10 protein-coding genes, 1 tRNA gene and 1 pseudogene are annotated in these 14718 nt (G+C 54.5%); 8 read left to right on the forward strand and 4 right to left on the reverse strand.

Translation table 11 applies throughout. The features are described 5' to 3' along the window. Window positions 1–73: 73 nt before the first annotated feature. Window positions 74–1987: an SET domain-containing protein gene (locus NG42_RS15255; protein WP_052900459.1), complete on the forward strand. Its 1914-nt coding sequence runs from the start codon at window positions 74–76 to the stop codon at window positions 1985–1987. A gap of 46 nt (window positions 1988–2033) precedes the next feature. On the opposite strand, the gene putA is transcribed toward NG42_RS15255, so the two are convergent. Continuing rightward, a complete protein-coding gene (putA, locus tag NG42_RS15260) occupies window positions 2034–5987 on the reverse strand; it encodes a trifunctional transcriptional regulator/proline dehydrogenase/L-glutamate gamma-semialdehyde dehydrogenase (RefSeq protein WP_052900461.1) in 3954 nt (1317 codons plus the stop codon). A gap of 433 nt (window positions 5988–6420) precedes the next feature. Here putA and putP point away from each other — a divergent pair, with 433 nt between their 5' ends. From putP to phoH, 6 genes are all read left to right on the forward strand, one after another. Beyond that, window positions 6421–7905 carry a sodium/proline symporter PutP gene (gene putP / locus NG42_RS15265; RefSeq protein WP_052900463.1) on the forward strand — a complete coding sequence of 495 codons (1485 nt, stop codon included), beginning with the start codon at window positions 6421–6423 and terminating at the stop codon, window positions 7903–7905. A gap of 203 nt (window positions 7906–8108) precedes the next feature. Further along, window positions 8109–8942 (forward strand): iron uptake transporter permease EfeU, encoded by an 834-nt coding sequence (gene efeU / locus NG42_RS15270; RefSeq protein ID WP_052900465.1) that lies wholly within the window; start codon window positions 8109–8111, stop codon window positions 8940–8942. 57 nt (window positions 8943–8999) lie between these two features. Then, complete coding sequence (gene efeO / locus NG42_RS15275) at window positions 9000–10127, forward strand: iron uptake system protein EfeO (protein WP_052900467.1); 1128 nt, start codon at window positions 9000–9002, stop codon at window positions 10125–10127. 6 nt (window positions 10128–10133) lie between these two features. Further along, window positions 10134–11420: an iron uptake transporter deferrochelatase/peroxidase subunit gene (gene efeB / locus NG42_RS15280; RefSeq protein WP_052900469.1), complete on the forward strand. Its 1287-nt coding sequence runs from the start codon at window positions 10134–10136 to the stop codon at window positions 11418–11420. A gap of 288 nt (window positions 11421–11708) precedes the next feature. Next, window positions 11709–11924 (forward strand): hypothetical protein, encoded by a 216-nt coding sequence (locus NG42_RS22710; RefSeq protein WP_156322186.1) that lies wholly within the window; start codon window positions 11709–11711, stop codon window positions 11922–11924. A gap of 67 nt (window positions 11925–11991) precedes the next feature. Further along, window positions 11992–12780, forward strand: coding sequence for a phosphate starvation-inducible protein PhoH (phoH, locus tag NG42_RS15285; protein WP_052900470.1), 789 nt, complete (start codon window positions 11992–11994; stop codon window positions 12778–12780). A 175-nt stretch (window positions 12781–12955) separates the two neighbouring features. On the opposite strand, the gene NG42_RS15290 is transcribed toward phoH, so the two are convergent. Both NG42_RS15290 and msrA read right to left on the reverse strand, forming a co-directional pair. Continuing rightward, window positions 12956–13043: transfer RNA gene (locus NG42_RS15290), tRNA-Ser, on the reverse strand. A 159-nt stretch (window positions 13044–13202) separates the two neighbouring features. Next, window positions 13203–13742 (reverse strand): peptide-methionine (S)-S-oxide reductase MsrA, encoded by a 540-nt coding sequence (gene msrA, locus NG42_RS15295; protein ID WP_052900471.1) that lies wholly within the window; start codon window positions 13740–13742, stop codon window positions 13203–13205. Window positions 13743–13960: 218 nt separating this feature from the next. Here msrA and NG42_RS15300 point away from each other — a divergent pair, with 218 nt between their 5' ends. Beyond that, window positions 13961–14500: a GNAT family N-acetyltransferase gene (locus NG42_RS15300; RefSeq protein WP_052900472.1), complete on the forward strand. Its 540-nt coding sequence runs from the start codon at window positions 13961–13963 to the stop codon at window positions 14498–14500. 12 nt (window positions 14501–14512) lie between these two features. Here the strand turns inward: NG42_RS15300 and NG42_RS23570 are convergent. Next, window positions 14513–14718 (reverse strand): annotated as a pseudogene (locus NG42_RS23570) (cupin domain-containing protein); the annotation flags it as partial.

Here is a 14718-nt window from a genome sequence, read left to right on the forward strand (position 1 = left end):
AATATTAAAAGATCCGTGTATCTGGCACGCTGCCCGACAGGAAAAAGGGAATCGAGTCGACAAGGATGAAACGATGCCGGTTAGCAGCATAGATGGTGATGGCGCGTTATTGCGTGCGGCAGCCATAAACACTACGCCCTCTTCGCACGACCAGACAACGCCTGTGCTGAGCACGGTCACTCAGACGAGTAATAGCCCACTGTCTCCACAGCCGGTAGCCTTATCCGGCGCATTCGCCGATTATTCAACTGCCGCCTTTTCAGCGAAATCAGCACTGATCGACGCGCTGGAGGAGTGGCAACAGTTGGCGGTAATTTATCCAACTGACGAGACGATAGAAGATTTTTTCCTCGCCCGAGGCGTGACCAGCTCTCATCATTATGTTGATGGCGAAGGGCTGAATGAGAAGGGGGAAAAATATATTGAGAATTACCGACAAAAAAATCAGCCGGTGGAGCGCTGTTCATTACAGCAGGCGTTAACACAGTGGCAGAAGCTGACCATTGCGGAGAGAAAGCAATACACCATCAGAAACTTCGCGCGCTCGCGGGGGATAGATTTTAGGAATTTCAGTACGTTTGCTACCATTAAATCAGGACTGAAAACACGCGGAAAAGCGCTGACAGAACTGGAGTCGTCAAAAAACATTCCGGATAAAATCGTCAGTCCGCTGCGTAATACCTTAGCCTTACACTGCTGGCTGGAACTGGGGGCGGAAGATCGCAGGATCATCGGCACCAAAAATTTCGCCAAGTGTGTCGGCGTCAGCTGGTCGATGTTTCGCAAAGGCAGCAGCAAATTCGGCCTGTCGCCCTTTGGCGAGAAATTTTATCAAAAACATTACGGCACATTGAGCGCACTGCTCGACTGGAAAAATGTTTCCAGCACGCAACGACAAGCGATGGACCCGAAACAATTTGCCATTGCTCAGGGGATCAGCCCCACGGTGTGGGAGAAATATGCCGATATCAATGGCCTGACGGAACTTGGCTTAGCGCTTTCACGAAGCGCGGAAGTGGAGACCATGCGGCAAAGCGTCAGGACATGGTTTAACGGCAATAATCAGAGCAATCCGTCGGCAGAACCGCCAATTATTACCATCAAACAGGAACCTGCGAACGGCTCACTGGCAGAAAGTAGCTGGGAACCGCAGCAGCATCGGCTGATCCTGAAAATGAATGACGCCGCGCCGCTGCTGATTGACCCGAATAACCCCGAACGGAGCCTGACCTCAGAACGCATCCAGTCCACCAATCGAAAAATTGATCTGTCGGTTGATCTGGAAGCCTATCTGAAAAAACGGGGAAAGCAGGTAAGAGCACAGTTTATGGCGAGAGCTAACCGCTTTGCCAACCAGCTGATTAACAGTGACGGCAGCCAGCAAGGCAAAACCTTCGATAAATACCTGAGCCGCCCGCTGCAATTATTTACCCCTTCCGCCGTGCAGCCGGAAACTGATGAGCCCGCTCCATGGGGACTGGGCATTTATGCTAAAAGCACTATTCCGGTGCTGACGATTTTGGGTGCCTATGCTGGCGTATTGCTGGATTCTGAAGAGCAGGTTGCACAGGAGTACCGTGCAATTGGTTGCGAGCGCAGCCTTGGCTACAGCTGGACACTGCCTGCTGATGAAAGCGGGCATGCTGCCGTCATCTCCGGTTTTCGACACACCAACCGTCTGGCGCTGATTAATACCAATCAGTTGCTTCAGCAACCGCCGCTAAATGAACAGGGTATTGGCGGTGCTGCGGGAAATAATATCGCATTAATGTATATCGGCGGCTTAATACTGGTGTATGTCACCATCAAAGCGGTGAAGGAAGGGCAGCAGATGCTGGTGGATTATGGACCGGTCTACGATCCGTTGGATATTAAAAAGGAGTCTTATCTGGCTGATAAGGAGGCCGCGGCAAGCTTAAAGCGCAGGCGTAGCGAGAGGCAGGTTGATCGGCCGGGGCCGCCAGCGACAATACGTCGCATTGTGTGAATAGCCAGGCCGCCAGCAGTGTTTGCTGACGGCCTGCTGGGGGGCGTTAGCCGATGGTCATCAGGCTGGCGTTGCCACCTGCTGCTGCGGTATTGACGCTCAGCGAGCGCTCAATCAACAGACGTTCCAGCAACAGATTAGTTTCACCGCGGGCGAAGCCCTGCACTGAGACAATGGCACCTTCGCGGCTGGCGACGCTGGCGCACAGCTCGCGCAACTGGTCGGCATCACCGTGATAAATCACCGCCTCGAAGTGTTCTGTATTCGCCAGCACATCTGCTGCAAAGTCGATGTGACTTTGCACCGCCGCAGGCAAGCGACCGAACAGCTCACGATACTCTGGCTGTTGCGGCCACAGCGCGCGGCTGCCGACGCTGGTGACGGCGGCCAGCTGCACCAGACGGTCGCTGTCGTTGTCTGCCAGGCACAGCACGCGTTCACGTGGCAACAGAGCAAAGCTGTTGCGTTCGCCGGTCGGACCAGGTAGCAGGCGCAGCGTACCAGCCTGCGCCAGCTCGCCAAAGCGCTGGCAAACCGCCGTCAGTGCTGGTTGTTGCTGGCTTACCCATGCCGTCAGTGCCTGATGCGCCTGCTGCAATGCCGGACGCAGCGCGGCATCCACCGGACGCTCGCTGTCCTGACGATCGAGGGTAATCCGGAGCGCGTCATCCGGACGATGCGACAACAGGCGGTACAGATAGAGCGGTCCACCGGCTTTTGGCCCGGTGCCGGACAGGCCTTCACCGCCAAATGGCTGCACGCCAACCACTGCGCCGACCATATTACGGTTGACGTAGAGGTTGCCGACGTTGGCATTTTGCGTCACCTGGTTAATGGTCTCATCGATGCGGGTATGAACCCCCAGCGTCAGGCCATAACCGGAGGCATTAATCTGCTCAATCAGCGACGGCAGTGTGTTGCGGCTAAAGCGCACCACATGCAGTACCGGACCGAAAATCTCTTTATCGAGGTCTTCTACCGCATTCAGCTCAATCAGCGTTGGCATTACGAAAGTGCCTTGCGCCCACTCTTTACTGTCCTGACGGTTTTGTTGCGCCGCCTGATATACTTTCAGGCCTTTACTGCGCATCGCCTGAATATGTCGGTCGATATTCTCTTTTGCTTCGCGATCGATAACCGGGCCGATATCGGTGGAAAGGCGTTCCGGATTACCCATACGGCATTCTGCCATCGCCCCGCGCAGCATTTTCAGCGTATGTTCAGCGACATCTTCCTGAATACACAGCAGCCGCAGTGCCGAGCAGCGCTGACCGGCGCTGTCAAATGCGGATGCGACAATATCCACCACTACCTGTTCGGACAGCGCTGAGGAGTCAACGATCATCGCGTTCATACCGCCGGTTTCGGCGACCAGTGGCGTCGGGCGGCCCTGCGGATCGAGACGCCCCGCAATATTGCGTTGCAGCAGAGTTGCCACGGCGGTGGAGCCGGTAAACATCACGCCACGCACGCGCTCATCGCCCGTCAGCTGCGCGCCGACGGTTTCGCCCCGGCCTGGCAGCAGCTGAATGGCACCCAGCGGTACGCCAGCATCCAGCAGGATCTGAATCGCCTGCGCGGCGATCAGCGGCGTCTGCTCTGCCGGTTTCGCCAGCACGCTGTTACCTGCGGCCAGCGCAGCGGCGATTTGCCCGGTAAAGATCGCCAGCGGGAAGTTCCACGGGCTGATACACACCACCGGCCCCAGCGGGCGATGGGTTTCATTGTCGAAATCATCGCGTACCTGACCGGCATAATAGTGCAGGAAATCGACCGCTTCACGCACTTCTGCGATGGCATTGCTGAAAGTCTTACCGGCTTCACGCACCAGAATACCAATCAGATGCTGCATCTGACCTTCCATCAGAATGGCGGCACGCTCGAGGATCGCGGCGCGCTCCTGCGGCGGCGTGGCAAACCAGATTGGCCCGGCGTTAACCGCGGCATCCAGCGCGCTGGAGACTTCCTGTTCGCTGGCTTCACGCACTTCGCCGACCACATCGGTCGGTTCTGCCGGGTTGATGACCGGCTGGGTTTCACCGGCCGCCATCTGGCCGTCAATCATTGGCTGTGCCAGCCAGGATTGTGATGCGCTGTTAAGCAGGGCGCTGGAGAGTGACGCCAGACGATGTTCGTTAGCCAGATCCAGTCCGGCGGAGTTCTGCCGTTTGCTGCCGTACAGTTCGCGCGGTAACGGGATTTTTGGATGCGGCAAGCCAATCGCGCCTTCCGCTGCGGCCAGTTTCTCGACGGCCACCACCGGGTCAGCCACCAGATCGTCAATCTGCAAGGTTTTATCGGCGATACGGTTAACAAATGAAGTGTTGGCACCGTTTTCCAGCAGGCGGCGTACCAGATAAGCCAGCAGCGTCTCGTGGGTACCGACCGGCGCATAGATTCGACAAGGGCGGTTCAGTTTGCCATCGGCCACTTTGCCCACCACCTGCTCATACAACGGCTCGCCCATACCATGCAGGCACTGGAACTCATACTGACCCGGATAATAATTATTGCCTGCCAGTTGATAAATTGCTGCCAGGGTTTGCGCATTATGGGTGGCAAACTGCGGATAGATCAGATTTGGCACCGCCAGCAGTTTACGTGCGCAGGCGAGGTAGGAGACGTCGGTATACACTTTGCGGGTATACACCGGATAGCCTTCCAGCCCGTCCATTTGGGCGCGTTTGATTTCGCTGTCCCAGTAAGCGCCTTTGACCAGACGGATCATCAGGCGGCGGCGGCTGCGCTGGGCCAGATCGATCAGCGAGTCAATCACAAACGGGCAACGTTTCAGATAGGCCTGAATCACAAAGCCGATGCCGTTCCAGCCTTCGAGTTCTGGCTCGAAGCACAGTTTCTCCAGCAGATCTAACGACAGTTCCAGCCGGTCGGCCTCTTCGGCATCGATATTAATGCCAATATCGTAGCTGCGTGCCAGTAAGGTCAGCGATTTCAGAATCGGATAAAGCTCTTCCATCACCCGCTCATACTGCGCCCGGCTGTAGCGTGGATGCAGCGCGGAGAGTTTGATCGAAATACCCGGGCCTTCATATATGCCACGGCCATTTGACGCTTTACCAATAGCGTGAATTGCCTGCTGATATGAGAGCAGGTAGGCTTTGGCATCCTCGGCGGTCAGTGCGGCTTCACCCAGCATATCGTAGGAGTAGCGGAAACCTTTTTCTTCCAGTTTACGCGCGTTGGCCAGCGCTTCGGCGATGGTTTCGCCGGTAACAAACTGTTCGCCCATCAGGCGCATCGCCATATCCACGCCTTTACGGATTAACGGCTCACCACTTTTACCAATGATACGGTTAAGCGAGCGCGACAGGCTGGCCTCGTTGTGCGTCGACACCAGTCGCCCGGTAAACAGCAGTCCCCAGGTGGTGGCATTAACAAACAGCGACGGGCTGCGGCCGAGATGTGACTGCCAGTTTCCGTTACTGATTTTGTCGCGGATTAACGCGTCACGCGTCGGTTTATCGGGAATGCGCAGCAGGGCTTCGGCGAGGCACATCAGCGCCACCCCTTCCTGCGAAGAGAGTGAGAACTCCTGGAGCAGGCTTTGCACCATACCAGCGCGCCCACTTGCCCCTTTTTGGTGCCGCAGCTTATCGGCCAGCGAGTAAGCCAACTGATGGGTTTTCTCCGCCAGCGCGGCGGGCAGACGAGCCTGTTCCAGCATCATCGGCACCGCTTCAGTCTCCGGGCGACGCCATGCAGAAGTAATTGCCGCACGGGTTACCGACTGCGGCAAAATTTGTTCAGCGAAGTCGAGGAACGGCTGATGCGTCTCCTCAACCGGCAGCGGCTCACCGTCGTTAGCCTGGCTGTCGGTATCGATCTCAGGCAGGGCATCATCGCTTTCAAGATGAGCTAAATAATTGAAAATGGCCTGTTTAATCAGCCAGTGCGGCGTGCGGTCAATTTTCTGTGCGGCCAGTTTAATCCGGTCGCGTGTGGCTTCATCAAGCTTCACACCCATGGTGGTTGTTGCCATGCCCTGAACACTCCTCAAATAAATAACAACGCTAATTAGCTGCAATATCACTTATGTTGCAACTAAGTGCAACCGTGTTAATTGTGACCCAGCTGGCATTGTGAAAAATCACATTATTGTTAACTCTGCCAAAGCGGCATGTTTATTGCTGCAATATCCTCGCCAGTTCGTTAAGCCCGGTAAATCCATGGTTTCATCGCGGTTGTTATCCGGTGCAACCATCAGTTTTGTGATCGGGTGCAACCTATCAACTTTTAACCAGCGTTTACAGGTGAACTGGGGGTAATGGATGTGTTAAATCCATTGTGCGCGGAAAACGTTTCCGGCAGGATACCGCGCCTCGGGGTTAACAGCTGTAACGCCGCCACGTTCCGGCGGTGCACAGGATAAGCAACATGGCTCTGCAAAAACCGATAATAAATGGAGAAACTGGATGACTGTAAGTACACCGATGATGGTGACCTTTATCGTTTATATACTTGGCATGGTGTTGATCGGCTTTATCGCTTATCGGTCAACGAAAAACTTTGATGACTATATTCTGGGCGGCCGCAGTCTCGGTAGTGTGGTGACGGCGCTGTCGGCCGGTGCCTCGGATATGAGCGGCTGGTTACTGATGGGGTTGCCCGGTGCCATTTTTATCTCCGGTATCTCCGAGAGCTGGATTGCTATCGGTCTGACCATTGGTGCCTGGCTTAACTGGAAAATTGTGGCAGGCAGGCTGCGCGTGCAGACTGAGCATCACGATAATGCGCTGACGCTGCCGGACTTTTTCTCCAGTCGTTTTGAAGATAACAGCAAACTGCTGCGGGTTATTTCGGCGGTTATTATCCTGGTGTTCTTCACCATCTACTGTGCTTCCGGAATCGTTGCCGGTGCGCGACTGTTTGAAAGCACCTTCGGTATGAGCTACGAAACTGCGCTGTGGGCTGGCGCGGCTGCGACCATTGCCTATACCTTTATCGGTGGCTTCCTGGCGGTCAGCTGGACCGATACCGTTCAGGCCAGCCTGATGATCTTCGCACTGCTGCTGACGCCGATTATGGTGATCATCGCGGTGGGTGGCTTCAGCGATTCGTTGCAGGTGATTGAGGCGAAGAGCCTTGAGAATCTGGATATGCTGAAGGGGCTGAACTTTGTGGCGGTCGTGTCGCTGCTTGGCTGGGGTCTCGGCTACTTTGGTCAGCCGCATATTCTGGCGCGTTTTATGGCGGCGGACTCTCATCGTTCGATTCGCACCGCGCGCCGTATCGGTATGGCGTGGATGATCCTGTGCCTTGCCGGTGCAGTCGCCGTTGGCTTCTTCGGTATTGCCTACTTCCAGAATAACCCGGCGCAGGCCGCAGGGGTGTCGGACAACGCCGAGCGCATCTTTATCGAGCTGGCGCGCATTCTGTTTAACCCGTGGATTGCCGGAATTCTGCTGTCGGCGATTCTGGCGGCGGTGATGTCAACGCTGAGCTGTCAGCTGCTGGTGTGCTCCAGTGCGCTGACCGAAGACCTGTACAAAAACTTCCTGCGTAAAAATGCCAGCCAGCGTGAGCTAGTGTGGGTCGGCCGCATGATGGTGCTGCTGGTGGCGGTGATCGCCATTGCGCTGGCTGCCGATCCGAACAACCGGGTGCTGGGGCTGGTCAGTTATGCCTGGGCGGGCTTTGGTGCGGCCTTTGGTCCGGTCGTGCTGTTCGCGGTATGCTGGTCGCGCACCACGCGTAACGGCGCGCTGGCCGGGATGATTATCGGTGCTGCCACGGTGTTGATCTGGAAACATTACGCCTGGCTGGGGCTGTACGAAATCATTCCTGGCTTTGTCTTTGCCAGCATCGCCATTGTGCTGGTCAGCCTGATGGGCCGTGCGCCGTCGAAAGCCGCGCAGCAGCGCTTTGCCGCAGCCGAAGCGGAATATAACGCGGATTAATTCTTTCCCGTAGCGGCGGCGTTCTCGTCGCCGGTCTAAAAGCTCCACGCTGTGGGGCTTTTTTTTGCTTTGTGCCCCGGCAAATCAGTAAAAATTCCCGTGCCGCCTCTTGTATTTTATCCGGCGATAATGATAATCGATATCGTTTCCGATTTACGCTTCTTTACTCTCGTTGACCGCGTTTCACATTCAAGGTGGCAGGCATGTTCGTTCCTTTTCTTATTATGCTGCGTGAAGGATTGGAGGCGGCGCTGATAGTCAGCCTGATTGCCAGCTATCTTAAACGCACCCGGCGTGGCAAATGGTTTGGTGCCATGTGGGCCGGGGTATTTTTCGCCGTCGTGCTCTGCGTGGCCGTCGGGGTATTTATCAATAAAACCACTGGTGAATTCCCGCAGAAACAGCAGGAGCTGTTTGAAGGAATAGTGGCAGTGGTGGCGGTCTGCATCCTGACCTGGATGGTGTTCTGGATGCGCAAAGTGTCGCGCAATGTCAAAGCGCAACTGGAAGACGCCGTCGATCATGCGTTGCGGAAAGGCAGTAACAGCGGCTGGCCGCTGGTGCTGATGGTGTTTCTTGCTGTCGCCCGTGAAGGGCTGGAATCGGTATTTTTCCTGCTGGCGGCCTTCCAGCAGGACGTCGGTATCGCACCACCGATCGGGGCAGTGCTGGGTCTCGCCACCGCAGTGGTGCTGGGTATGCTGCTTTACTGGGGCGGCGTGCGCCTGAATCTGGCGAAATTTTTCAAATGGAGCAGCCTGTTTATTCTGTTTGTTGCCGCAGGGCTGGCTGCCGGGGCCATTCGCGCCTTCCATGAGGCGGGGCTGTGGAATCACTTCCAGGCTGTCGCCTTTGATCTCAGCAACTCGCTTTCTACCCATACACTGTTTGGTACCTTACTCGAAGGTATTCTGGGTTATCAGGAGTCGCCGACCGTCAGCGAAGTGGCGGTGTACTTTATCTATCTGATTCCGGCGCTGCTGCTGTTCTTTTTGCCAGCACGTCCTGCGGCTTCAGCGGCGAAAATCTCGCGCTAAGCCGGGTGACTGCGCGTCTGCTGGCGCGCACTTAAATGACCTTTAAAGGGAAATTGTATGACTACTCGTTTTCGCCGTAAGGCGCTGTACCTCGCGCTGCTGGCGATTTCTGCTGCATCCACGGCGGTACAGGCTGCTGAGGTTCCACAGGTAAAAATTAGCGTTAACGACAAGCAGTGCGACCCGATGACGTTAACGGTCAATGCCGGTAAAACCCAGTTCATCATCAAAAATGACAGCCAGAAAGGGCTGGAGTGGGAGATCCTGAAAGGGGTAATGGTGGTGGAAGAGCGTGAAAACATTGCGCCCGGCTTTACCCAGAAAATGACCGCCAACCTGGAGGCGGGTGAATATGATATGACCTGTGGCCTGTTGAGCAATCCGAAAGGCAAACTGATTGTGAAAGCCAGTGGAGAGAAGGTGAACGACGGTAAACCTGATGTCTTGCAGCTGGTTGGCCCGATTGCCGAGTATAAGGTGTATGTTACTAAAGAGGTCGATCAGCTGGTTATTGGTACTAAAGCCTTTACCGATGCCGTGAAAGCCGGTGATATCGAGAAAGCGAAAGCGCTGTTTGCACCGACGCGCCAGCACTACGAGCGGATTGAACCGATTGCAGAACTGTTCTCCGATCTCGACGGCAGCATTGATGCGCGTGAGGATGATTACGAGAAAAAAGCCGAGGATCCTGCGTTCACCGGTTTCCACCGCCTGGAGAAAGCGCTGTTTGGCGATAACGCCACCAAAGGCATGGATGAGTATGCTGACCGGTTGTATAAAGACACGCTGGATCTGCAAACCCGCATCAGCGAGCTGGCATTTCCGCCAGGCAAAGTGGTGGGTGGCGCTGCCGGTCTGATTGAAGAAGTGGCCGCCAGTAAGATCTCCGGTGAGGAGGATCGTTACAGCCGCACCGATCTGTGGGACTTCCGCGCTAACGTTGATGGCGCGCAGAAAATTGTCGACCTGCTGCGTCCGTTGCTGGATAAAGCTAACCCGGAACTGCTGGCGAAGATCGATGCTAACTTCAAAAAAGTGGACGGCATTCTCGATAAATATCGCACTGAGCAGGGTTATCAGCCTTACGATAAATTAACCACTGCCGATCGTAATGCGCTGAAAGGTCCGATTACGGCACTGGCCGAGGATCTCTCTCTGCTGCGTGGTACTTTAGGTCTGGATTAAGCGGCTATGGCAAAACAGGATGATGCGGCACTGCCGTCGCGTCGGCGTTTACTGAAGGGGATGGGCATCCTGAGTGGTGCCCTGGCTATCGGCGGTGGTTGCCCGATGGCCGCCGCTGCGGCAAAAGAAGAGAAAGCTTTTTCACCCGGCGCATTGCCAGCCAATGCGCGGATGGAAGAGCAGCCTTTCTATGGCCCGCATCAGGCGGGTATCGTCACGCCGCAGCAAGCAGCAATGATGCTGGTGGCCTTTGATATCCTCGCCGGTGATAAAAACGATCTGGTACGTCTGTTTACTCTGCTGACTCAGCGGATCGCCTTTTTAACCAAAGGGGGGAAAGCGCCACGGGTGACCAATCCGCAACTGCCGCCGATGGACTCCGGCATCCTTGGCGAGACTATCTATCCCGATAATCTCACCATCACCGTTTCGCTGGGCAGCTCGCTGTTTGATGAGCGCTTTGGTTTGCAGTCGCAAAAACCGCTAAAACTGCAAACCATGACGCGTTTCCCTAACGATGCGCTGGATGCCAGCCTCTGTCATGGCGATCTGCTGTTGCAGATCTGCGCCAACACTAACGATACGGTGATCCACGCGCTGCGCGATATTATTAAGCATTCGCCGGATCTGCTTAGCGTGCGCTGGCGTCGTGAAGGATTTATCTCCAGTCATGCGGCGCGCAGCCTCGGTAAAGAAACGCCGATTAATCTGCTGGGCTTTAAAGATGGCACCGCTAATCCTGATACGGCTGATAAAGCGTTAATGGACGACATCTTATGGGTCGACGCCGGGCAGGGCGAACCGGCCTGGGCATTGGGTGGCAGCTATCAGGCGGTGCGGATTATCCAGTTCCGCGTCGAATTCTGGGATCGCACGCCGCTCAGTGAGCAGCAGACCATTTTTGGCCGCGAAAAGCACAGTGGTGCGCCGCTGGGCATGCAGCACGAGCATGATGTGCCGGATTACAGTAACGATCCTGATGGCGAGGTGATTCCGCTGGATGCGCATATTCGCCTGGCTAACCCACGCAGCGCCGCGACGCAAAGCAGCCTGATGCTGCGCCGTGGCTACAGCTATTCGCTGGGCGTTTCTCATTCTGGTCAGCTGGAAATGGGCTTACTGTTTGTCTGTTATCAGCATGATTTAGAAAAAGGCTTTCTGGCGGTGCAGCAGCGTTTAAACGGCGAAGCGCTGGAAGAGTATATCAAACCGATCGGTGGCGGCTATTTCTTCGCGCTGCCTGGCGTGGTGGATGAAAAATATTATCTGGCACAGATGCTACTCGAAGCCTGAGGCTAATAACGGGCCTCTGGCGTGGTGGATTCCGGAGGCTATTCTTTAATCACCTGTTTCAGGCGACTGACTATTTTTACCTCTCAAGTCAGCCGTTTTGCTGGCAGAATTAAATTATAATTCATTGTTTATTAACTAAAAAATATATTCGGCTTATTGACGTTATTGTAATAAGCTTACTTTTGCTGCGGGCGAAGTAAAATAATTGTTGCAATCCACTGAGGTTCTGTTGCACTTTAATCACAGCGGTAGTCAGATGTGTTTTAAGTTTCACCATGGAGATCGCGAATGGAAAAAGTAGTTTTTGGATACTCAAATCTCAATGGCTGTTTAAGCGCTTTTCCTCGCGAGGGTGTTTCTCTCTCAACGATATTCTCTTCTTTTGTCTCTTTCCAACGGCTTCATCTCAACTCTATTGGTTTTCCGGTGCGTTATACGCTCTGGCCTCTGTACGCACTTTTTTCAACGGCTATTCAAGGCTTAAAAGGAAGCCAAAACCTCTAAAGCGTTCACGTAATCGCCTCTCTGCGTTATGAGATGCGGGAAATGAAACCAACTGTAAGGTGCCACTATGGGAAGACAGAAAGCAGTGATCAAAGCTCGTCGTGAAGCAAAACGTGTGCTTCGTAGCGATTCACGCAGTCATCGTCAGCGTGAAGAAGAATCGGTCACCTCGCTGGTGCAGATGGGTGGGCTGGACTCAATTGGCATGGCGCGCGATTCGCGCGATCACTCGCCGATTGAAGCCAGAAATGAAGCTCAGGCACACTATCTCCATGCCATAGAAAAGAAACAACTGATCTTCGCGACCGGCGAAGCGGGTTGCGGTAAAACCTGGATCAGTGCTGCGAAAGCAGCTGAGGCCCTGATACACAAAGATGTAGAAAGGATTATTGTTACGCGTCCGGTACTGCAAGCGGATGAAGACCTGGGCTTTTTGCCGGGTGATATCTCAGAGAAATTCGCGCCGTATTTCCGGCCGGTGTATGACGTTCTGGTTAAACGTCTTGGTTCTTCCTTTATGCAATATTGCCTGCGACCTGAAATCGGCAAGGTCGAAATCGCGCCCTTTGCTTATATGCGTGGACGCACCTTTGAAAACGCCGTGGTGATTCTTGATGAGGCGCAAAACGTCACCGCCGCCCAGATGAAGATGTTTCTGACCCGCCTTGGGGAAAACGTGACGGTTATCGTCAACGGTGATATCACCCAGTGTGATTTGCCGTCTCATGTGCAATCAGGACTTAGCGATGCGTTAGCGCGCTTCGAAGAAGATGAGATGGTTGGCATTGTGCGTTTTGGTAAAGATGATTGCGTGCGTTCGCCGCTGTGTCAGCGCACCCTGCATGCTTATAGTTGAGTGAGTTAGTCTGTAGCCGCGAAAGCCCGGGCGTAAGTCCGGGCTTTTTTATTGGCTTAAGCGGTTCTGCTGGAAATGCCTGGCACGGGCGGCGAGAACGCCGCGTCTACAGTATCGGGGATGTTTTTCAGGCAAAAAAAAGTCTGAACTTTCGTTCAGACTCTTTTTCAGAATATGGCGGTGAGGGAGGGATTCGAACCCTCGATACGTTGCCGTATACACACTTTCCAGGCGTGCTCCTTCAGCCACTCGGACACCTCACCATATTTTTACGTTATCCCGTAAGGGGTAACGGGGCGCTACTATAGGGAGTCGCGGGGTAACGGTCAAGAAGAATTTTTCCCTTTTGTTATATTCGGTTAAGGCGTAACCAGCCATCCGTCAGCAAAAGGAAACCGCCCCGCCACGGCGGGGCATAATCATCATCGATTCAGGGATTTAACCCGGTTGGCATAGCTTTTACGCAGCTTCTGCAATTTTGGTGGAATCACCGCCATGCAGTAACCGTTTTGTTGTCCACGGCCACTCCAGTAATCCTGATGATAGTTCTCGGCCGGATACCATTCACCGCTTTCAATGGTGGTCACCACCGGCTGTTGATGATCCTGCTGAGCACGCTGAATCGCCGCTTCGGCTTCCTGACGTTGTGCTTCATCAGCGGGAAAAATCGCCGAGCGATACTGGGTACCGATATCGTTACCCTGACGATTCAACTGAGTCGGATCGTGCGTAGCAAAGCTGATATCCAGCAGATCACCGTAGTGAAGTTTTTCCGGGTCAAAACCAATGCGAATCCCTTCCGCATGGCCAGTGGTGCCGGTGCAGACTTCTTCATAAGTTGGATTGGCGGTCTCGCCACCGATATAACCGCTTTCCACGGATTCCACGCCGATCACATCTTTAAATACCGCCTCAGTACACCAGAAACAGCCGCCTGCAATCGTTGCGTATTCAATAGTCATGCTAAAACTCCCGAATGTTGTTCACTTACCCTGATGACATCTGGATAAGAGCGCTGAATAAATCTGTTATCCCATTGTAGACGCAGAGTGAAGCTGACGACCAGCGCACAAGGTGCTGTAAGTACTGGCAATCTGGCAACAGATAAGTTTTTGCTATGCCGCGCTGCGGTGTAAATACGCTAAGCTGAGCGCTGGTCAAATCCGCGGGAAATCGCAGCGTGAATATTATCGAGGCAAATGAAAGTCATATCCCTGCCATTCAGTCGATCTACGCCCATCATGTCAACAATGGTATTGCCAGCTTTGAGACCGAACCGCCATCCTGTGAAGAAATGTCTGCCCGACTGGCGAAAGTCAGAGCAGAGGGGCTGCTGTGGCTGGTAGCCGAAGTCGATAATCAGGTAATGGGCTATTGCTATCTGTCCTTTTACCGCACCCGCTATGCTTACCGGTTTACGCTGGAGGATTCGGTGTATATTGACCCGCAGTTTCAGGGACGTGGCGTCGGTAAGGCGTTATTACAGCGCGCGCTAAGCTGGGCCGGGCAACAAGGTTATCGCCAGATGATCGCCAATGTCGGCAACAGTGAAAATCACGGCTCGCTGGCTCTGCATCGCTCACTGGGTTTTACCGTTTCCGGCACGCTTTACTCCGTAGGGCTGAAGCATGGCCGCTGGGTCGATACGGTGATCCTTCAGCGTCCGCTGGGGCAGGGTAGTGACACCCTGCCAGCCAGTGCTGACGCTGCCCGGCTGTAGTCTTCTGTCGGGCTATTGTTGCTCGGATACCAGTACTGCCAGCGTATCCGGTTCCAGCGCTTTGAAAATATGCAACTGATCGGCCGGGTAACAAATATAGTCGCCGGGGTACAGTTCAACCGGCGCCTCGGCTAATCCCACCCGCGCCCGCCCCTGGGTAATAATAATGTGTTCCACCGAGCCGGGCGGGTGCGGCTGTGACAGCCGGTCCGCGCCGG

Origin of the sequence: Winslowiella iniecta (assembly GCF_001267535.1) — a bacterium.
GTDB classification, from domain to species: Bacteria; Pseudomonadota; Gammaproteobacteria; order Enterobacterales; family Enterobacteriaceae; genus Erwinia; species Erwinia iniecta.

Excerpts from the sequence above, each read along its gene's own strand:
- putA (WP_052900461.1), bottom strand. The coding sequence starts at position 5,987 with ATGGCAACAACCACCATGGGTGTGAAGCTTGATGAAGCCACACGCGAC.
- NG42_RS15255 (WP_052900459.1), top strand. The coding sequence starts at position 74 with ATGCCGGTTAGCAGCATAGATGGTGATGGCGCGTTATTGCGTGCGGCA.
- NG42_RS22710 (WP_156322186.1), top strand. The coding sequence starts at position 11,709 with ATGGAAAAAGTAGTTTTTGGATACTCAAATCTCAATGGCTGTTTAAGC.
- efeO (WP_052900467.1), top strand. The coding sequence starts at position 9,000 with ATGACTACTCGTTTTCGCCGTAAGGCGCTGTACCTCGCGCTGCTGGCG.
- efeB (WP_052900469.1), top strand. The coding sequence starts at position 10,134 with ATGGCAAAACAGGATGATGCGGCACTGCCGTCGCGTCGGCGTTTACTG.
- efeU (WP_052900465.1), top strand. The coding sequence starts at position 8,109 with ATGTTCGTTCCTTTTCTTATTATGCTGCGTGAAGGATTGGAGGCGGCG.
- phoH (WP_052900470.1), top strand. The coding sequence starts at position 11,992 with ATGGGAAGACAGAAAGCAGTGATCAAAGCTCGTCGTGAAGCAAAACGT.
- msrA (WP_052900471.1), bottom strand. The coding sequence starts at position 13,742 with ATGACTATTGAATACGCAACGATTGCAGGCGGCTGTTTCTGGTGTACT.
- putP (WP_052900463.1), top strand. The coding sequence starts at position 6,421 with ATGACTGTAAGTACACCGATGATGGTGACCTTTATCGTTTATATACTT.